General features: G+C 71.8%; 12 protein-coding genes and 1 tRNA gene. 8 read left to right on the top strand and 5 right to left on the bottom strand.

What is annotated here, in order from left to right:
* The first annotated feature begins 29 nt into the window (after window positions 1–29).
* Window positions 30–4,517, top strand: a complete 4,488-nt coding sequence (locus AOP78_RS09595; RefSeq protein WP_062203640.1) for a PDDEXK-like endonuclease domain-containing protein — start codon at window positions 30–32, stop codon at window positions 4,515–4,517.
* Window positions 4,518–4,551: 34 nt separating this feature from the next.
* Here the strand turns inward: AOP78_RS09595 and AOP78_RS09590 are convergent, their stop codons facing one another.
* Window positions 4,552–4,755, bottom strand: a complete 204-nt coding sequence (locus AOP78_RS09590) for an FmdB family zinc ribbon protein (RefSeq protein WP_083979991.1) — start codon at window positions 4,753–4,755, stop codon at window positions 4,552–4,554.
* Window positions 4,756–4,904: 149 nt separating this feature from the next.
* Window positions 4,905–5,480, bottom strand: coding sequence for a 5-formyltetrahydrofolate cyclo-ligase (locus tag AOP78_RS09585; protein ID WP_236685351.1), 576 nt, complete (start codon window positions 5,478–5,480; stop codon window positions 4,905–4,907).
* A gap of 163 nt (window positions 5,481–5,643) precedes the next feature.
* Between AOP78_RS09585 and AOP78_RS09580 the strand changes: the two genes are divergently transcribed.
* From AOP78_RS09580 to AOP78_RS15240, 3 genes are all read left to right on the top strand, one after another.
* Window positions 5,644–6,864, top strand: a complete 1,221-nt coding sequence (locus tag AOP78_RS09580) for a molybdopterin molybdotransferase MoeA (RefSeq protein ID WP_062203638.1) — start codon at window positions 5,644–5,646, stop codon at window positions 6,862–6,864.
* A 1-nt stretch (window position 6,865) separates the two neighbouring features.
* A complete protein-coding gene (locus tag AOP78_RS09575; RefSeq protein ID WP_062203635.1) occupies window positions 6,866–7,447 on the top strand; it encodes a GNAT family N-acetyltransferase in 582 nt (193 codons plus the stop codon).
* 102 nt (window positions 7,448–7,549) lie between these two features.
* Complete coding sequence (locus tag AOP78_RS15240) at window positions 7,550–8,602, top strand: hypothetical protein (RefSeq protein WP_160297616.1); 1,053 nt, start codon at window positions 7,550–7,552, stop codon at window positions 8,600–8,602.
* Between the two features lie 217 nt (window positions 8,603–8,819).
* On the opposite strand, the gene AOP78_RS09565 is transcribed toward AOP78_RS15240, so the two are convergent.
* Both AOP78_RS09565 and AOP78_RS09560 read right to left on the bottom strand, forming a co-directional pair.
* The gene (locus AOP78_RS09565; RefSeq protein ID WP_062203631.1) at window positions 8,820–10,136 is read right to left on the bottom strand and encodes a glycosyltransferase; all 1,317 of its coding nucleotides are present in this window, start codon (window positions 10,134–10,136) and stop codon (window positions 8,820–8,822) included.
* 40 nt (window positions 10,137–10,176) lie between these two features.
* Window positions 10,177–12,393: a glycoside hydrolase domain-containing protein gene (locus AOP78_RS09560; RefSeq protein ID WP_062203629.1), complete on the bottom strand. Its 2,217-nt coding sequence runs from the start codon at window positions 12,391–12,393 to the stop codon at window positions 10,177–10,179.
* A 287-nt stretch (window positions 12,394–12,680) separates the two neighbouring features.
* Here AOP78_RS09560 and AOP78_RS09555 point away from each other — a divergent pair, with 287 nt between their 5' ends.
* Both AOP78_RS09555 and AOP78_RS09550 read left to right on the top strand, forming a co-directional pair.
* A complete protein-coding gene (locus AOP78_RS09555; RefSeq protein WP_062203627.1) occupies window positions 12,681–13,709 on the top strand; it encodes an FKBP-type peptidyl-prolyl cis-trans isomerase in 1,029 nt (342 codons plus the stop codon).
* 190 nt (window positions 13,710–13,899) lie between these two features.
* Window positions 13,900–13,972, top strand: a tRNA-Ala gene (locus AOP78_RS09550).
* 114 nt (window positions 13,973–14,086) lie between these two features.
* Here the strand turns inward: AOP78_RS09550 and AOP78_RS09545 are convergent.
* Entirely contained in the window at window positions 14,087–15,085 is a 999-nt protein-coding gene (locus AOP78_RS09545; protein WP_062203625.1) for an SDR family oxidoreductase, read from the bottom strand.
* Window positions 15,086–15,195: 110 nt separating this feature from the next.
* Between AOP78_RS09545 and AOP78_RS09540 the strand changes: the two genes are divergently transcribed.
* The gene (locus AOP78_RS09540) at window positions 15,196–17,529 is read left to right on the top strand and encodes an AAA family ATPase (RefSeq protein WP_062203929.1); all 2,334 of its coding nucleotides are present in this window, start codon (window positions 15,196–15,198) and stop codon (window positions 17,527–17,529) included.
* Between the two features lie 110 nt (window positions 17,530–17,639).
* The gene (locus tag AOP78_RS09535; protein ID WP_062203623.1) at window positions 17,640–19,022 is read left to right on the top strand and encodes an O-antigen ligase family protein; all 1,383 of its coding nucleotides are present in this window, start codon (window positions 17,640–17,642) and stop codon (window positions 19,020–19,022) included.
* Window positions 19,023–19,026 lie beyond the last annotated feature (4 nt).

Here is a 19,026-nt window from a genome sequence, read left to right as displayed (position 1 = left end):
GCGCCGCCGACGCTTCCTAGGCTGGGCCCGTGACGGACTACATCGGCAGAGCCCTCGTCGCGGACGCGCTCCGCGAATGGCGCACGCAGCTGCGCCAGCACTCCTCCGAGTCCTCCCTCCGGGACCTCTCCGGATCCAGCCACGACATCGTCGATCTGCGCTCCGCGCACCCCGGCGGCCTCGCGCCGCTGTTCGCCGGCCGCCCCACCGCGATGACCCAGCTCATCCGCGAGGGCGAGGCCCGCGAGGAGGCGCTGAACCGCGCGCGCCGCATGCTGTCCGAAGGCTCCCGCATCCACGCCGCGACCGGCGCATGGACGGTCGCGCTCGCGATCGGCACCGTCTCGTGGGACGAGGACGGGCACCGGCGCGAGCTGCCGCTGCTGCTGCGCCCGGTGAGCCTCGAGCAGGGACGCGACCGCGAGATCCTGCTCACCCTCCACGACGAGGCGCGCGTGAACCCCGTGTTCGCGGCCGAGCTTCGCGCGAGGGGCGACGAGGAGACGATCGCACGGACGATGCCGGCCGTCGGCGCCGGGCACGAGTTCGACCCGCGCCCCCTGTGGGAGGCCGTCCGCGACCGCAACGACCTCTTCGGCGACTCGCTCGAGGCGCCCGAGCGCCTGGTGCTCGGGGTCTTCGACGACCCGGAGCAGCGCCTGCTCGACGACCTCGACGACCTCGACACCGTCATCGCCGCGAGCGACATCCTGGTCGCCGCGTCCGGCGACCAGGACGCGACCGGAAGCCTCGCGATGCCGCTGCCCGCCTTCCCGGTGGGCGACCGCGACCCCTTCGCCGAGCGCGGCCTGGGCGACCTGGACGATGCGCAGTTCGCGGCTCTCGACCTCATCGCGACCGGACGCCACGTGTTCCTCCAGTCCCCGCCCGGCGCCGACAGCGCCGGCATGGCGGCGGCGATCGCCGCCGACGGGGCCGCGTCGGGACGCACGGTCGGCGTCGTCGCGGGCCAGGAGGCGATGCTCCACGACATTCACGCGCGCATGATCGCGCTGGGCACGTCGGACCTCGCGATCGATGCCGCCGTCGAGGCGTGGAACTCGGAGGCTCGTACGCGCCTGCTCGAGGCGATCACCCTCGGCTCGCCGACCGTGGACGACGACATGCTGCGCAAGCAGGGCGAGGATCTGCTGACGGCGCGTTACCGGCTCCACGCGCGCTTCGACGCGCTGCACAGGGTCCACCGGCCGTGGGGCGTGAGCGCCTTCGAGGCCGTTCAGGCGCTCGTACGCCTCACGACGGGACAGCCGCAGCCGAGCACGACCGTGCGGCTCGGACCCGATGCGGGGCTGCTCGTCGCCGAGCGCGGCTTCTCCGCCGTCGCCCAGGCCCTGCACCTCAAGGTCACGGGCGCCTCCGCGACCCAGGCCGTGCCCGTGGTCGCCGAACCCGTGGCCGACGCGCCTCGCGACGCGTGGTGGCGCGACGTCACCGATTCCGCGGAGGAGGGCGCGCGCTACGACGAGGCGCTCGGCGCGCTGCTGTCGCGGCACCTGCCGAAGATGCGCCTCGAGGCCGCCGCCGCATCGCACGAGACCGGCGTCGACGAGGCCCCCGACCTGACCACGTGGGCCGACCAGGTACGGCTCTTCGAGGACATCCGCGACACGCTCGAGGTGTTCTCGCCCGCGGTCTTCCACCGCTCCCTGCACGACCTCGTCGCCGCGACCGCTCCCGACGGCTCCGCCCGCCACGAGCGGATGCCGCGCCGCGATCGCAAGGCGCTCATGCGCCGCGCCGTCGAGCTCCTCAGGCCCGGCCGTGGCAAGGAGCAGCTCCACGATCAGCTCGTGGCCGCGCACGACGTGTCGGTCCGGTGGCGCGCGCACTGCTCCGCCGGCGGGTGGCCCGTCGTCCCCGACGACTTCGACCTGTACGGCGCCCGCCTCGACGAGGCCGGCGAGGCGTGGGCGACCATCGCCGACGCGGTGTCCAAGGTCAGCGGCGAGACGGACGTGCCGTCGCTGTCGTGGGAGCGCATGACCGCAGTGCTCGAGCGCCTCGCGGGAGGGCTCACCGCCGCGATCGAGCAGGTCTCGCAGACCCCGCTCGGCGTGGACCTCGAGGAGGCTGGCTTCGCGCTCCTGCTCGAAGGGCTCGCGGGCACCGACCCGGACCTGATCCAGGTCCGGGTGGACCTCGAGTTCGCATGGTGGGCCGCCGCGTTCGACGCGATCGTCCAGGCCGACCCGCGCCTCACGCAGTACGGCGCGCTCGCCGACGCCGTCCACGACTTCGAGAAGCGCGACAGGGAGTTCTCCGAGTCCCGCGTCCAGCCCCTGATGCGCGCAGCGGCGGAGCGCCGCCGCGCCGCGATCGCCCGTCACCCCGAGATGGCCCGCGACCTGTTCGCGCTGCTCGTCGAGCGTTCGGAGGCGACGTACCGCGAGCTGTGGCAGGACTTCCAGCCTCTCGTCTCGGCCCTGCGGCCCGTGAGCCTCGTGCGCGCGGAGCAGGTGTCGCGGCTCATGCCTCCCACGCGCGTGCTCGACGTCCTCGTCGTCGTGGCGGGAGAGTCGCTCGCGCTCGCCGAGCTCGTTCCCGCGATCGCCCGCGCCAAGCAGGTCGTCGTGATCGGCGACGCGCACAGCGCCACCCGTTCGGCCGTCGCCGCGCTCGCGAACCTGCTGCCCAAGGTCACGCTTCCCGCGTTGCCCCAGCCGCGCGACCCCCGCGTGACCGGCGTCCTCCAGGACGCCGTCTACGGACGGTCGCTCTCCGGCCTTCCCGCCGCAGGGGAGCCCGAGTCGCTCGCGGTCCAGATCCTCGACACGGCCGGCACGCCCGCGGCGGGCATGGCCGAGGTGGAGACCACCGACCTCGAGGTCGCGACGGTCGTCGATCACCTGGTGACGTGCACCTCGGAGGAGCCCTCGCGGTCGATCTTGGTCGTCGCCGGCAACGCGCTGCACGCGCTCCGGCTTCGCGAGGCGCTCGAGGAGCGCGACGAGCACCTGGGCGCGTTCATCCCGATCGTGGTGATCGGCGAGGCCGCGGGCTACTCCGTCGACGACGTCGTGATGACCTGGGGTTGGGCGCGCGACGAGAAGGGCGACATCCCGAGGCGCCTCGGCGTGCTCAGCGAGGACGGTGGCGCGGAGGCGTTCACGCAGGCGCTCGTCGCCGGCCAGGAGCGCACCTGGGTGTTCAGTGCGCTCACGCCCAGCCACCTCGACGACGTCCTGGTCCGTGCGGATGCCGGCAACGGGGTGGCGCTGCTGCGACAGCTCCTGGTCGCCGCGTCGAGCCCGGTCGTGCCGTCCGAGCGGCGCGAGCCCGCGCCCACCGACTGGCTCCTCGCCGACATCGCCGCGCGGCTGCGCAGGCACGACTGCCAGGTGCGACTGCGTTACGGATCCGGGTCCGACTCGATCCCCATGGTCGTCGGGCTGCCCGACGACGAGGGCTACCGGCTCGCCGTCGTCACCGACGAGGCGTCGACGGCGATGTCCGCGAGCCTGCGCGACCGCGTCCGCTGGCAGCGCACCCGGCTCGAGGCTCTCGGCTGGACCGTGCTGCCGCTGTGGACCCTCGACGTCTTCATGGACCCCGAGGCCGCCGCGCGCTACGTGCTCAAGGCGCTGTCTGTGACCGAGGCCCCCGCCGTCACGGCCTCGATCTCGCTGCCGCACATCGCGCCGTCGGCGCTGCTGGAGGAGCACGAGCCCGAGGTCGTCGAGGACGATGCGGAGGGCGCCGCTGAGCAGCTTCCCGGGCAGCAGGTGTTCGACCTGGACGTGGAGCGGGTGCCTGTGGTCGAGTCTGCCGAGACGCTTGAGACGGACCAGACCGCCGCGATCGGGATCACCGCCGAGCTGCGGCCATCGCCCGAGGAGGAGTCCGAGGCTCCGTCGGGAGAGGACTCGGACGACGAGGAGCCCGAGGCTCCCGTTGAGGCCGCGCCGCTGACCCTCGGGCTCGGGCCGATGCTGCTCGGAGCCGCGTCCGCTCAGCGTGTCGATGACGAGGACGAGGCCGAGGCGGTGGACGCTTCGCCTGAGCCTGAGCCTGAGCCTGAGCCTGAGCCTGAGCCTGAGCCTGAGCCTGAGCCTGAGCCTGAGCCTGAGCCTGAGCCTGAGCCTGAGCCTGAGCCTGAGCCTGAGCCTGAGCCTGAGCCTGAGCCTGAGCCTGAGCCTGAGCCTGAGCCTGTCGTGCCGTCGCTCGGATTCGGTGTGCCCAAGCTCGCGATCCCGTTGCGCCGCGAGGTGGAGCCGGAGCCGGAGCCTCAGGCAGGCCCGGCCGACGACGAGGCGGACTCTGACGAGGCTGAGGCCGAGGATCCGTCAGAGGCGGACGAGGCTGCTGAGGCGGAGCCGGAGTCGAAGGACGAGCCGACGGCACCGTCAGGTGTTCCCGCGCCGAAGGTGGCTCGCGGCGCGGAGCGCCCGCTCATCCCCACGCGCGCGTGGGAGGACGAGGACGCGGGCTGGGGTGGATCGCGCTCGGGTCAGAGCCGGGACGACGAGATCCGCGGGGACAAGCCGCCGCACTGGTGATCCGCGGTGGCGGCAGGCCGCGAGCGGCGCGCTCTCAGTCGGAGGCGCCGGAGCTCGCGGTCGAGCGCGAGTCGGTGCGGTAGAAGCCCGAGCCCTTGAACGTCACGCCGACGTTGCCGAAGACCTTGCGGAGCGCGCCGTGGCATTCGGGGCACTCGGTGAGCGAGGCAGCGTGGATCGACTGGACCGTCTCGAAACGGTGGTCACACACGGTGCAGGCGTAACTGTACTTCGGCATGAGCGGCATTTTAACCCGACGGCGCGAGGCCTGGGTACCCACGGGGGTATACGAGGGGCGGGGTGGCGACTCCGTGGGCCTCTCGAACACGTTGCCGCGGACCGGGTGACGGCACCGCCAGGGACGATGCTGGAGCTGGCGGGGTGAGGTCAGGCGGGCAGGTGCCGCACGGCCGACGGCGTCACGACGGCGTGCACGCCGATGTCGTGCGACTCACGCGGCAGCGGCGACTCGGCGGCGTCGAACACCTCGTCGTCATACGTCAGCGCGATGAAAGGCACGCCCTCCGACGCCAGGGGGAGCGCGCGGTCGTACCAGCCGCCGCCCTGTCCCAGGCGCGTGCCGCTCGTGTCCACGGCGAGCGCCGGGACGATGACGACGTCCGCCTGCGTGAGCGTCTCGAACGGCAGGAACTCGCCCGAGGGCTCCGGAGGGCGCCCAGGAGCGCGCTCGATGAGGTCATCGACGCCCTGGTACCAGGCCCAGCCGCGCTGAAGGCCGTCGCCGAGGAGCGGGATCATGACCTTCACGCCGTGCTCGTGGAGCGCCTGGATGAGCGGTCCCGTGCCGGGCTCCGCCGGGCGCGAGGCGTAGACGGAGACGCACGAGGCACCTCCGACCGTGGGGATCGCCATGACGCGGTCACGGAGCGCGTCGGCGTCCTCTGCGATGCGCCGTGCCGAGCGGTGCTGGCGGGATTTGCGAAGGGTCGAGCGAAGGGCCACCTTCGCATCCTCCGGTTCGAGCGGGCTCGATGAATGGGAGGACATCTGCGTCATGTCACCCATGCTTCCACACGTGCGTTACCGGCTCATGACACACCGGTGACCGGCGGGTGAGCGGTGTGGCGACGTGCGCGGCGTCTGCCCAGGCAAGGACAATGCACTCATGATCCGCAGGTCCTTGGGCGAGCATCGCCGTATCGTCGCCGAGTCGCTGGCCTCCGTCCCGGACCTCGACGTCCTCATCGGAGACGCCACCGGCTCGACCCTTGCCGAGGACCTGGTCGCGGACCGGCCGGTCCCCGCGCATGCGGTGGCCGCGTGCGACGGCTACGCGGTGCGGGCAGCCGACATCGAGACGGCCTCCCCCGAGCAGCCGGTGACCCTCATCGTGTCCCACGACGTGAGCGTCGAGGCCTTCGCGCCGCGCCGCCACCTGGCCCGCACGGCGGCACGCGTGGGCTCGGGTGCGCTGATCCCCGACGGCGCCGACTGCGTCGTCCCTGTCTTCGCGACCGACGGCGGCGTGGCGCGCGTGTCCGTTCAGGAGCCGATCGGCGCGGGCGCGCACGTGCGCCAGCCCGGCTCGGAGCTGCAGACCGGACGCGTCCTCGTGCCCGCGGGCACCCGCATCGGCGCACGCCAGCTGGCCATCGCCGCTGCGCTCGGAAGGCCGAGGCTCCTCGTCCACCCGACGCCTCGCGTCGTCGTGCTCGCCGTCGGCTCGGAGCTGGTCGACCCCGGCGCCGCGCGCGGAGGCGTCGCGGAGTCGAACGGTCACATGCTCGCGGCGATGGCGCAGGACACCGGTGCGCGCGCGTTCCGTGTCGGCCCCGTCCCCGACGACCGGATGGCGCTGTCCGCAGCGATCGAGGACCAGCTCGTGCGGGCCGATGTGCTCGTCACCACCGGTGGGCTCTCGGGCGGCCGCGGCGAGACCCTTCCCGAGGTGCTCGCCCAGCGTGGCGAGTTCGAGGTCGTCGACCTGGCGCTCCTGCCGGGCGCGCGCCACGGCTTCGGCTGGGTCGACGCGGGCGGCGACCGCCGCGTGCCGGTGATCGCGCTGCCGGGCCGACCGTCCGCCGCCGCCGTCGGATTCCAGGCGTACGTGCGGCAGACGCTGCTGGCCATGAGCGGCCGCGAGAGGGCCGCGCAGGCCATCCGAGCGCGCCTCGCCGCGCACGTCGACTCGGTCCGAGGCGCGACGGAGGCCGTGCCCGTGAGATTCGTCCCCAACGGCGAGACGCCGTGGGCGGTGCCGGTCGGTGAGCCGGGCGCGGTGACCCTCGCGGACGTCGCGGCCTCGGACGCGCTCATGTTCGTCAACGAGGACGCGACCGCGATCGAGCGCGACGCGATCGTGCACTGCCATCCGTGGGAGCGATGAGGTGGCCGACGCGCTCCGGCTGTTCCGCGACGGCATCGTCCTGAGGCGCCTGCGCTGGCGCGACGAGAGCCGATGGATGAATCTGCGCGAGACCAACCGCGAGTGGCTGAGGCCCTGGGAGGCGATGGCGCCGCCGGGACAGAGGGCGCGGACGATGACCTTCGCCCAGATGGTCCGCGACGAGGGGCGCCAGTGGCGCCGAGGCACCGCCTACCCGATGGTGATCGAGGTCGACGGCACGCTCGTCGGGCGGGTGAGCATCACCGGCATCACCTGGGGGCCCGAGTGTGGCGGCTCGATCGGGTACTGGGTGGCCGAGCATCGGGCGGGGGAGGGGATCGCGCCCCGCGCCGTGACCCTGGCCGCCGACTACGCGTTCGCGCAGGGACTGCATCGTCTGGAGATCACGATGCGGCCCGACAACGTCCCCAGCATCCGCGTCGCCCGCAAGGTCGGATTCCGCGACGAGGGGCTGCGACGCAGCTACCTCTACATCGACGGGGCGTGGCGCGATCATCGCGTGTTCGCCCTCACGTCGCAGGAGCCGAGGCCGTGGCACACGTGGTCTCGCGCGCAGGGGTAGCGCAGGGGAAGCGCGCAGCCGTAGCGCGCAGTTATAGCACGCACTGCTGACACGCCGACGATGCTCCCGTCACCGAGGGTCCTCACGCCCTACGGTCGTCTCATGATCCCTGCAGGACTCCTCGCGATCGTCGCGCTAGGCATGGTGGTCGCTTACGTGATCCCCCAGCGCGCGCGAGAGCGCGGCGAGTACGCGCTGGTCCGCACCGAGGATCGCTTCTCCGCCGACATGCGCGTGGTCAAGGCCACCGCGAAGCGAGTGCAGGCCGCCCGCGAGGCCGTCGCATCGTCCGCGTCGACGTCCGGCGAGGTCCCCCTGCTCGTCACGGGCGAGGTGCGCGCGTCCGTCGCCGCGCTCGGCTCGACCCACGTCTCCCGCCCCGCGACCCCGCTGGACCGCGCCGCGACCCTCGCCCAGCGCGAGCGCCTCGCGCTGCGCCGCGACCGTTCCGCGATCCTCGCCGAGCGTCGCGCTCAGGCTCGCCGCCGCGCGCGGATCACGCTCAGCGCCGGCGCGCTCAGCATCGTCGCGTGGGGCTTCGTGGTCGTCGGGTTCCCGGCCGTGGTCGCCGCGCTGCTCTCGGCTGGCTTCGCCGGGCTCGTGGTCCTCGGCGCCCGCACCGCCCACGCGCAGCGCAGGGCCGACGCCCACGTGCTCGCGGTCGCCCGTGAGGTCGAGGCCGCGGCCACCGCGACGCAGGCGCTCAAGCGTGTGAGCCTCGATCGCTCGAAGGGCCGCGAGAGCGCCCCGTCGGAGCTCGAGACCCAGGCCATCAAGGTCGTCACGACCGAGAACCTCGCCCCGCTGTCGGCGCCCGCTCCCGTGGTCACGGAGCAGCCCGCCGCCGCGCCCGCGCAGGCCAAGGCCGACACCGGTGCGGTCCGCGCCGCGTCGATCGTGGACAGCGATGCGTTCGCCGACGACTCCGGCTGGAGCCCCCAGTCGATGCCCGCTCCCACGTACACGCTCAAGCCGACCGTCCGCCAGCGTCAGGCGCGTCCCCTCGACGAGGGCGACTACACGCGCGCGGCGGCCGTCGCCGAGCGCTGGGCCGACGAGCGGTACGGCGCGCCCGCGCCGCAGCCCGCCGCCGAGGCTCGTCCCTCCTCGGGCTCGCTCGAGAAGATCCTGGCCCGCCGCCGCGCGTCGGCCTGAGCCGCACGGCTCGCTCCGCCACCGCCTCGCGCTCTCGCCTTCCCGCATGCACTGCGCACGGATTCGCGCGCGCCACACAAGCGGGGAAGGCATGAGCCTCCTACAGGTGACGCAAGCCGCCTCTGAGCAGGCCTGAGCGGCCTGCAGGAGACATCACGCCCCGGCAGACGCAGAAGCGCCGACGCCCCTGAGGGCGCCGGCGCTTCCGGAGACGGGCTCAGACCCGCACGCGGCGGCCGTTCGCGATGAGCTGCGGCGGCACCTCGCCTGTCAGGTTCGTGAACAGGTTGTCGAACACCCGAGCGCGGTCGAACTGCATGCCGTACTCGCGAGCGCGGCTCTCCCACCACTCGCGGTCGGCGTCGTCGAGACCGCCGGCGCACGCGTTGAGCGCGACCGTGATCGCGTTCGCGTCGCCCGAGGGCACGACCACGGCGGTGTCGCCCACGGCCTCGAGGATGCCGCCGGTGTCGCACGTGATGACGGGCCCGCCGCCGGCGAGCATCTTCTCCACGAGCGCGATGCCGAAGGTCTCGGTGAACTCCGGCGCCGGCTTGGACGGCAGGACGTAGGACGAGCACGCGGCCATGAGGTGAGGCTTCTCCTCGTCGCCCACGTCCTGGAGGAAGTGGATGCGGGAGGCGGCCTCGGTACGGCCCGCGACGGTGCGGAAGTGCTCGAGGTCGGGGCCACGGCCCGCGATCACGAGCTGCTGCGTGCGGCAGGCCTCGGAGGCCGCGAAGCCCCGGATGAGGTCGTCGACTCCCTTGGCCTTCTGCAGGCGGGACAGGTACAGGACGTACCTGCCGCGCTCGAGCCCGCGGGACGCGAGGACACGGTCGGTCTCGGCCTCGTCGAGCGACAGGTACGCCGACGTGTCGATCGCGGGGTAGGAGATGCCGACGCGCTCCTCGCACTGCGCGGCGAAGCTCGTGCCGTACATCGCGTCGAGCTCTGCGGCGGACTCGACGATCACGCGCTTGGTGTACTTCGACACCGCGACGCAGTGGTCCTGGCCGAGGTAGTCGGACAGCACCGCGGCCGCCGCGCCGAACTCGCCGTGGTCCACGGCGGAGCGCACCACGTCCGTGATGTCGGAGCCGACGGCCTCGGCGATCGTCGTGACGTTCACCGGCAGGCCCGTGGAGCGGGCGACGCGCATCGCCTGCGACACGGCCGTGGTGTGCGGGTGGAGGTACAGCGACAGGCACACCGTGGGGACGCCGTCGGTGAAGAGCTCGACGAGGCGGCCCACCATGCCGGCCAGGAAGCGGCCGTCCGGGATCTTGTAGCCGCCGACGGGCCCGGGACGCTCGACGGTGATGCCGGGCGAATAGGGCATGACGGTGTCCAGCGGCTTGAGGGGCAGGCCCGATTCCTCGAGGACGTCCAGCGGCCAGGTGACGATGCGGACGTCGTCGAACCCGCGCGTGAGCGCGACCTCGGCGAGGTTGCGGGCCTCGCCGCTATGCCCGCAGATCACCGGATCTGCGCGGACGACGATGACCAGACGTCGGTTGATCTCGTGCTGCATGGCTGCCTCCTCAGGGGTTTTCGGTGGGCTGTCAGTGGCTTCAGGGGGACGTCGGAGCGGGTGCTTCGACGGGGTCGGGCATCGACGGCGGACGCTCGTCGGTGCCCCACGTGCTGGGCTCGGGGCCGAGCACGAAGCGCAGGGTGCCTCCGGCGTGGAGGCGGGAGCCATCGATCCATGAGGACACGGGCTCGCCGTCGAAGGTGACGGACTGGACGTGCTGCACGGCGCCGCCCGCGACGGGCTCGACGAAGCCGTCCGTCTCGATGCGGAGGCGGCCGCGGGACATCGCGACCGTGGCGCCCGAGAAGGCCGGCGGGTGCAGCAGGAAGATGTTCTGGCCGGCGACGGGGAACAGGCCGAGGCTCGCCCACACGTACCAGGAGCTGAGGCCCCCGGAGTCGTCGTTGCCGGGGAGTCCGCCGCGTCCGCGCGCGTACTGCTGGTGGACGATGCCGTGGACCACCTCGGCGGTCCGGTCCGGCCGTCCCGCGTAGTGGTAGGCCCAGGGGGCCTCCATGTCGGGCTCGTTGTTGAGGCCCTCGAAGCGGCCGAGCGCGTAGCCCGCGGCCATCTCCTCGGGACTCGGGTCGATGCCGGGCTGCGTCACGGGAGCGGCGCCGAAGCCGAAGAACGCGTCGAGGAGCGCGACGAACGCATCGTCCCCGCCCACGTCGTCGATGTGCGCCGCCATGTCGTGCAGGAGCCGGAACGAGTAGTTGTACTTGGTGCCCTCATAGAAGTTCGAGTCGAGCAGCAGGCCGTCGTCCCCGAAGGCGTTGCGCCAGCGGTCGGCGAGCGCCGTGAGCTCGGTGACCAGCGGCTTGTCCTCGACGCGATCGGCGACCTTCGCGGTGCACCAGTAGGCGAACGCGAGGTCGAGGGTGTGGGAGATGGGATGCGCGCGGCCGGTGAGCAGGAAGTCCTCGCCGTAGGTGCGGCGCAGGTCGGCCTGCATGTTGACGAGCGCCCAGTCCCAGTCGATGCCGGGGATGTCGAGCTGGCACAGGTCGGCGAGGAACGTGTGCGCGAGCGCGGAGGCCTGCCGGGAGAAGCGGTCGGAGCCGCGCGCCATGCGGTAGCCGATCGGCAGGTTGCCCTCCTGCTCGCAGATCGTGAGCAGCGCGTTGGCGAGGTCGATCGCCTTGCCCGGCTGGAGCGCGGTCAGGAGCGGCAGCTGGGTGCGGTAGATGTCCCACATCGTCGAGATGTCGAACACGAAGGGGCCGTCGGCGGTCCAGAACGGCGACTCGTCGCGCGCGAAGCACGGCTTGAGGAGCGAGTGGTAGAGCGCCGTGTAGAACACCTCGCGGCGCTCGTCCGACTCGGTCTCCACCATGATGCTGTCGAGCAGGTCGGTCCAGGCGGAACGAGTCGTGGACAGCCGCTTGGCGAACCTGCCCTGGCCGGTCCCGCAGTCGCGGCGCAGGTTCTCGCGCGCCTGGTCGACGCCGCGCAGCGAGAAGCCCATGCGCAGCTCGACCGTCTGCCCCGCGAGCGACGGGCCGGCCCACATGAGGCCGAAGGGCCGCAGCGTCGTGGGACGGATGTGGTCCAGGTCCAGGCGCGCGCCGGCGGGCATGAGGCGGCGGTCGTACCAGAGCATCTGCCGCCACGAAGGGGCGTCGCACTCGAGGTAGACGGACAGCGGGGCGCCCTCGACGACGATCTGCCCCTGCGCCTTGCCCGGCGCGATCGACTCGAGGTAGGCGCGCAGCGGGACGGTCGCCGAGTACGGGATCGTGAGCCCGCCCGTCGACATGTCGACGACGACGCGCGCGTCCTTGTGCTCGGGGAACGTGTAGCGGTGCACCGCGGACTTGGGGCCGACGGTGATCTCCGCGCGAACCCCGTTGTCGAGCGTCGCCGCGTAGTAGCCGGGCGACGCCTCCTCCTCGGTCAGCGCGAACTCCTTGCCGAGACCGTCGAGGGGCTCGAGCATCGGGGTGACGCGGAAGTAGTTGTAGTACTTGCGGATCGCGCCGGTGCCGGACTGCTGGAAGTGCGTGAAGCCCGAGGCGACGTACTCGTCGTGGATGCGGCGGGGGACGCCCTCGGTCGACAGGTCGTAGAGGCCGTAGCCCGTGGGGTACGCGCCGGAGAACGCGCACGCGCTCACCATCCCCAGCGGGTGGCATGCGCCGGGGTGCGTGTTCCCTACCTGCGGCTTCGGCCACCACCAGGTGGCCGCGAGGCCCGAGGGCGCGGGCAGATCCGTCACCTCGGTCCCGTTGAACGGGTCGACGTGCTCGAGCATCTGCTCACCTCCCTTCGGGGGGACGTCGGCGGGTCTACCGCCCGCATCGTTAAATGAACGGTAAAGGCCATCTGTGTTCGGGGTGTTTCAGAGCCGTGTCCGGCATGAAACGGTTCCGCGAGTGTGGGAATCGTCTCCTTGCCTCATCGCTCTGCGCGTTTTCGGAGGTTCGCATGGCAGGGTCTGTTCCGCGGCCGTTCGTGCGGCGCGTACGCTGGAACCCGGTCTGGAGTGCGTGCGTTGTCGCTACAGGCCCGACGCATCCCGATCACACACGGAGAAGACACGTGAACTTCCGACGCCCCGCCGCAGCCGCGGCGGCCATCGCTCTCGCCGCCGTCGGCCTGAGCGCCTGCTCCAGCTCGACCGACACCGACGCCTCCGCGACGGCGTCCGCCTCCGCCTCCGCGGACACCTCGGCCGAGACCGTCGCCGCGCTCGAGGGCGTGACCTGGACCGACGGTGAGGACGGCGTCCCCGTGCTCTCCTACGACTCCGGTCTCGAGTTCACCGACACGGGTGCGCTGCTCGTCAACGATGGCGATGGCGAGGAGCTCACCGACGGGATCGGTGTCAACGTCTCCTACGTGATCTACTACGAGCCCACCGACACGAGCGCCACCGCGTCGGCGAGCCCGAGCGCCTCGGCCTCCGCCTCCGCGTCGGCCGACGCCACTGAGACCTCGACCGGCCCCGAGCTGTACTACTCGACGTACGACACGGGCTTCACCGAGGTCCTCACCATCTCGGAGGACGCGCTCGACCCGAACCTGTACGAGGTGCTCAAGGGCGCCCACGTCGGCGCGCAGGTGCTGTACGGCACGATCGACTCGTCGTACGGCTACTCGCTCGTGATGGCGGTCACGGTCGAGAACACGACGCCGCTCCAGGCCGAGGGCACCTCGGTCGAGCAGGACTCGAGCCTGCCCCAGGTGACGCTGGCCGATGACGGCACCCCGAGCATCGACCTCGAGGACGGCGACTACGACAAGCCCTCCGACCTCGTGTCCGAGGTCCTGATCCAGGGCGACGGCGACGAGGTCGAGGAGGGTCAGACCCTCACCGTCCAGTACACCGGCTGGCTGTGGGACGGCACGCAGTTCGACTCGTCGTGGGACCGCGGCTACGCCTCGTCCTTCACGCTGACGGCCGACTCGCTCATCCAGGGCTGGGTCGACGGCCTCACCGGCGTTCAGGTCGGCTCGCAGATCCTGCTGATCATCCCGCCGGACCTCGCGTACGGCGACGAGGAGTCCGACACGATTCCCGCGGACTCGACGCTGGTGTTCGTGATCGACGTCCTCGACGCGCAGTAGTCCACGCGTCGTCCAGACGCTCTCGAGGGGCCCGGAAGGCATCGTCCTTCCGGGCCCCTCGTGCGTCCGGACCCTGCACGGGACGGACGATGCGGTGGTCGCCTCGGCGTCTCGCGCATCGCGCGGGTGGGGCGGTGTGACTTGCACTCTGAACGGGTGCTATCCTGTTATCCGCTTCGCAAGAGGCGATGGGGCTGTGGCGCAGTTGGTAGCGCGTCTCGTTCGCAATGAGAAGGTCAGGGGTTCGATTCCCCTCAGCTCCACTTCTGGAAGGACCTCGCCGTCAGGCGGGGTCCTTTTCTCTTGTCCGGGACTTCTCCTGCGCGAGGCGGACCCCGATCCGATGTGACCTGCGCGGAAGGCGCGCGAAGGCCTCCTCAGCGATCCGCGACGGGGACGCGGAACCTGTCCGCGAGCTCGTCGAAGAGGCGGTCGAACACGGGGTCGATCACGCGGCGCGACGCGTCGGCGTCGTGCCAGGCGACGATCTCGCGAGCGCCCTCCTCGAACGAGGTGGTGGCGACGAAGTCGGGCACGACGCCGCGCAGCTTGGACGTGTCGAAGAGCGCGTTCCACGTCTTGTCGCCGAGGAGCGCCTCGCCCCAGGCGGGATGCGCCGCGGCGATCTGGTCCGAGGGGACGTGGACGATGCGGGCCTCCGTGCCCGCCGCGGCCGCCAGGGTGCGGGCGATGTCGTCCCAGGTCGGGGCGTCGTGCGAGGTGACCGTGTAGGCCTCGCCGATCGTCCGGGAGTCGGCGAGCAGGGGGACGACTCCACGGGCGACGTCGCGGCTGTGCGTGAGGGTCCACATGGACGACCCGTCGCCGTGGACGATCACCTCCTTGCCGGCGCGCATGCGCTCGACGAAGGTCCAGCCCGCGTCGAAGGGCACGCAGGTCTCGTCGTAGGTGTGCGACGGGCGCACGACCGTGACCGGGAAGTCGTGGTCGCGGAACTCGCGCATGAGCAGGTCCTCGCATGCGATCTTGTCGCGCGAGTAGGGCCATGCAGGGTTCTTGAGAGGGGTGGACTCGACGATGGGCATCCGGGCGGGCGGCGTCAGGTAGGCGGAGGCTGAGCTGATGAACACGTACTGGCCCGTGCGACCTGCGAACAGGTCCACGTCCGCCTGCACGTGCTCGGGGGTGAACGCCACCCAGTCGACCACCGCATCGAACTCCCTGCCGCCGAGTGCCGCGCGCATCGCGGCGGGGTCGCGCACGTCGGCGATGAGGGACTCGACCCCTGGGGGGAGCGGTCGCCGTCCGGAGCCTCGGTTCAGGACCGTCAGCTCGATCCCCTGCGCCAGCGCCTCCCGCGCCACCGCGGAGCTGATCACGCCGGTGCCGCCGATGAAGAGGACTCGTCGTGTCATGGGCCGCCTTGCCTCACGTGCTCGAAGTGATGAGTGACATCCCACTGTCGCACGTCCTCGGTAGGGTGGCCGCATCGTCGCACGCGCGGCGCGATCACGGAGAGGGGACCATGGCTGCCGCGCCCGAGCTCACCTTCACGGAGGACTTCGCGCACGCCCTGGACCTTCTCCACTCGGGCGCCAACCTCTTCCTCACGGGACGCGCGGGCACGGGAAAGTCGACGCTCATCCGTCACTTCCTCGCGACCACGGGACGACGAGCGGTGACCGTCGCGCCCACGGGCATCGCCGCGCTCAACGTCGACGGCTACACGATCCACCGCCTCTTCTCCTTCCCCATGGGGGTGAACGAGGAGACGGTGCGCGGCCCCGCGTACTTCCCCGGGCGCTTCGCGCAGACCCTGGCGGAGCTCGACACGCTCATCATCGACGAGGCGTCGATGGTGCGCGCCGACCTGTTCGACGCGCTCGCGGCCGCGCTCGAGCGCTTCGGGCCGCGCCACGGCGAGCCGTTCGGCGGCGTGCAGCTGGTCCTCGTGGGCGACCTTCACCAGCTGCCTCCCGTGGTGCGCGACCACGAGGTCGACTACTTCGACGAGCGCTTCGGCACGCCGTACTTCTTCTCCGCCAAGGCGTTCGACCGCGACACGTTCCCCGTCGTCGAGCTCACCACGGTCTTCCGCCAGATCGGCGACTCGGGGCTGGTGGACATCCTCAACGCCGTGCGGGAGGGCACGCTCCTGGATGACGCGCGCGCTGCTCTCAACGCCCGCACGGATCCCGACTTCGAGCCGCCCGAGGACGAGTTCTGGCTCACGCTCGCGACCACGAACCGCATCGTCGGGGCCCGCAACCGCCACATGCTGGACCGTCTGCCCTCGCCGATCCGCTCGTATCGCGCCGAGGTGACGGGCGACACGGACGGCTTCGAGCGTCCCACCGATGACAGCCTCGACCTCGCTGTCGGCGCCCAGGTGATGCTGCTCAACAACGATCCCCTGGACCGCTGGGTCAACGGAACGCTCGGACGCGTGCTCGCCCTCGACTCGGACCGCGAGGGCCCCGTGGTGCGCGTCGGCCTGCGCGAGGGCGTCACGGTGAGCGTGCGCCCGCACACGTGGGAGATCGCTCGTCCGGTGGTCAGCGGAGGATCGCTGCGGCGCGACGTGGTCGGCACGTTCACGCAGCTGCCCATGAAGCTCGCGTGGGCCATCACGATCCACAAGAGCCAGGGGCAGACGCTGAACCGCGTCGTGGTCGACCTCACGGGCGGCACCTTCGCGAACGGCCAGCTCTACGTGGCCCTCAGCCGCTGCACCTCCTTAGCCGGCCTGGTCCTCAAGCGCGACGTCCTGCCCCGCGACCTCAAGACGGACGGCAGGATCCGGCGATTCCTCGCCTCCTCGGGCTCGGGGAACACGGACGATGCGGCAGCCGGGCGGGTCTACCTCAGCGCCCTGTCCGTGGGGCAGGTGGGCGACAGGTACCGTCCGCGCCCCGTCGAGATCGCCGTGGTCACCGACGAGGGGGACGAGGCGACGACGGTCGTCAACCCCACGAGCGACCTGTACGGGGCCCAGACGGAGTTCGGCCTCACGACCCGGGACGTGCAGCTCGCGCCGGTCCTGGCCGAGGCGTGGGCGTGCCTGTCGCCGCTCCTGGCCGGCCGGGTCCCGGTGGGAGTGGGGATCGACCGCATGCTCGGCTGGATCGACTTCGAGCTCAAGCGCAACGGCGTGGTGGAGCCGATGGCGCTCGGGGCGGAGATCCCAGCGGCCGCGCTCGACGCGCGCACGCGTGCCGAGCTGGCCGCGCCCACCGCGCTCGAGCGGGCGCGCGCGCTCAGGGACGCGGGGGAGCGGTGGGTCGGCGAGGCCTACGGCGCCCTCGACGCGGGGACGCCCTTCGCGGCCTGGCCCCGCGGCCGCGGCTATCTCGCGGCGCGTACGACCGGCCCGACCGGCGTGCCCGGCCCCGAGGGGTTCGTCGTGGGAGGCAACCTCGAGGACGACGACCCCAGCATCGTCCTGGCCGGACTGCTGCGCGCGGCCTGGGGCCGCGTGATCGACCAGGACGAGTCCTCGCTCGCGCGCGTGAGGGAGGCCGAGCGGCACTTCGGCATGCAGGTGCTCGACGCGGAGTTCGCGCTCGCCGCGCCCGCCGACGCAGACGGCGTCCTCGAGCCCGGGGCGCGCGTGTGCTTCACGGGGACGGTCGTGAGCGAGACGCTCGGCGTCGTCGACCGCGACCGCATGACGAGGATCGCGAAGGATGCGGGGCTCGTGCCCGTCGAGACCGTCACGAAGACCCGCACCGACGTGCTCGTGGTCGCCGAGCGTGGGACGCAGTCGGGCAAGGCTCGCAAGGCCGCTCAGTGGGGCAAGCCTGTGATCGGCGCCGACGAGTTCCTCGCGTGGGTCGAGGCGAGACAGAGGTCACATTGAGGCCACGAAGAGGCATTTCGCCCGGCTCGCGGGGGTCCGCGCGTCCGCGCTGAGGCACACTTGCTGACAGGGGCTGGCCCGGCGAAGCGCGTCGGACGACGAAGGAATGGATGGCTGCGACAGTGGACGTGCGCGTGGACTGGCGTGACAGGATCACCTCTCCCGCCGTGCAGGACGGCATCGCCGTGTGGGCCCTCGTGCTCCTCACCGTGGGGCAGGGGTTCCGCTACCTGATCGGGATGCCGGCCTACATCGCCCTCGCAGTCGTGACGGTGGCCGCGGTCTGGGCGGCATTCCGGCCGACGCTCGCGAGCCTCAGGCTGCCGCTGCCGCTCGGCGCCTTCGTGGGGCTCGTCGCGGCGAGCGTCCTGTGGTCGTCCACGCGCGCGATCACCGCGCTCGCCGTGGTCGCGCTCATCGCCACCACCTTCCTCGCGGTCGTCACGGTGCGCGGCACGGGCAACCGGCGCTTCATGGTGATCCTCTACCGCGGGTTCCAGATCTCGCTGCTGCTCGGCCTCGCGCTCGAGCTGTATGCGGCGATCATCGTCAAGGGACCGGTCTACCCGCCGATGTCCGACCTCACCGACCTGGTCGGAGGCGACAACATCGTCCGTCAGCCCCTCACGTGGTCGGACGGCCTGCTGTTCGAGGGCGGCCCGATCCAGGGCTTCGTCGGCAACCGCAACACGTACGGCTTCGTGGCGCTGCTGACCGCGATCACCGCGATGATCGTGCTGCTCGAGCGGCTCGTGCGTCGGTGGGAGGCCATCGCGACGCTCGTCGCCGCCGGGGCGGTCCACCTGCTCACGCAGTCGGCGACGGTCACGGTCTCGACGCTCTACATCGTGGGCATCACGATCGCCGCATTCTGGATCCGTCGCCTCCCCTCGGGCGGGAAGAAGACCCTGTCGCGCATCGTCCTGGGGCTCACGGCGATCGCGGGTGTGGCAACGATCAAGTATCGCGACGTGATCTTCGGGCTCGTGGGGCGCGACTCGGACCTCACGAGCAGGGCCCGGATCTGGCGCGAGGTGGTCGAGGTCGCGTGGCAGCGTCCCGAGGGCTGGGGATTCGTCGGCTACTGGCCGGTCTGGGAGGAGCCGTATGCGGGGATCGACGAGCGGGTGGACCTTGTCGCCACCCACGCGCACAACGCGTTCCTCGACACGTGGCTCCAGCTGGGGCTCGTGGGCGTGGCGCTGCTGGTGACGATCCTCGTGCTCATGTTCGGCTCCTCGTGGCGCCTCGTCGAGCGCGCCGAGCGGGGCGACACCTACCTCCCTCTCGGGTGGGCGCTGCTGTCCGTCGCGCTGCTGCTGCAGTCGCTGGTCGAGTCCCGGATCCTCGTGGAGTTCGGCTGGTACATGGTCGTCGCGCTTTACCTCTCGGGGCCGCAGGTGTTCAGGCTCACGATCGTCGACCCCGACCTCGTGCATCACGGCAGGCCGAGCCCGGAGGGCGACGAGGCTCAGGCCGACGCGACGACGTAGATGT

The sequence above is a fragment of the Demequina salsinemoris genome (genome assembly GCF_000974805.1).
Classification (GTDB): Bacteria; Actinomycetota; Actinomycetes; order Actinomycetales; family Demequinaceae; genus Demequina; species Demequina salsinemoris.
The sequence above is the reverse complement of the archived record's forward strand: the minus strand, read 5'-3'. Positions and strand labels throughout refer to the sequence as shown.

Excerpts from the sequence above, each read along its gene's own strand:
- AOP78_RS09540 (WP_062203929.1), top strand. The coding sequence starts at position 15,196 with ATGGCTGCCGCGCCCGAGCTCACCTTCACGGAGGACTTCGCGCACGCC.
- AOP78_RS09545 (WP_062203625.1), bottom strand. The coding sequence starts at position 15,085 with ATGACACGACGAGTCCTCTTCATCGGCGGCACCGGCGTGATCAGCTCC.
- AOP78_RS09535 (WP_062203623.1), top strand. The coding sequence starts at position 17,640 with ATGGCTGCGACAGTGGACGTGCGCGTGGACTGGCGTGACAGGATCACC.
- AOP78_RS09590 (WP_083979991.1), bottom strand. The coding sequence starts at position 4,755 with ATGCCGAAGTACAGTTACGCCTGCACCGTGTGTGACCACCGTTTCGAG.
- AOP78_RS15240 (WP_160297616.1), top strand. The coding sequence starts at position 7,550 with ATGATCCCTGCAGGACTCCTCGCGATCGTCGCGCTAGGCATGGTGGTC.
- AOP78_RS09560 (WP_062203629.1), bottom strand. The coding sequence starts at position 12,393 with ATGCTCGAGCACGTCGACCCGTTCAACGGGACCGAGGTGACGGATCTG.
- AOP78_RS09580 (WP_062203638.1), top strand. The coding sequence starts at position 5,644 with ATGATCCGCAGGTCCTTGGGCGAGCATCGCCGTATCGTCGCCGAGTCG.
- AOP78_RS09565 (WP_062203631.1), bottom strand. The coding sequence starts at position 10,136 with ATGCAGCACGAGATCAACCGACGTCTGGTCATCGTCGTCCGCGCAGAT.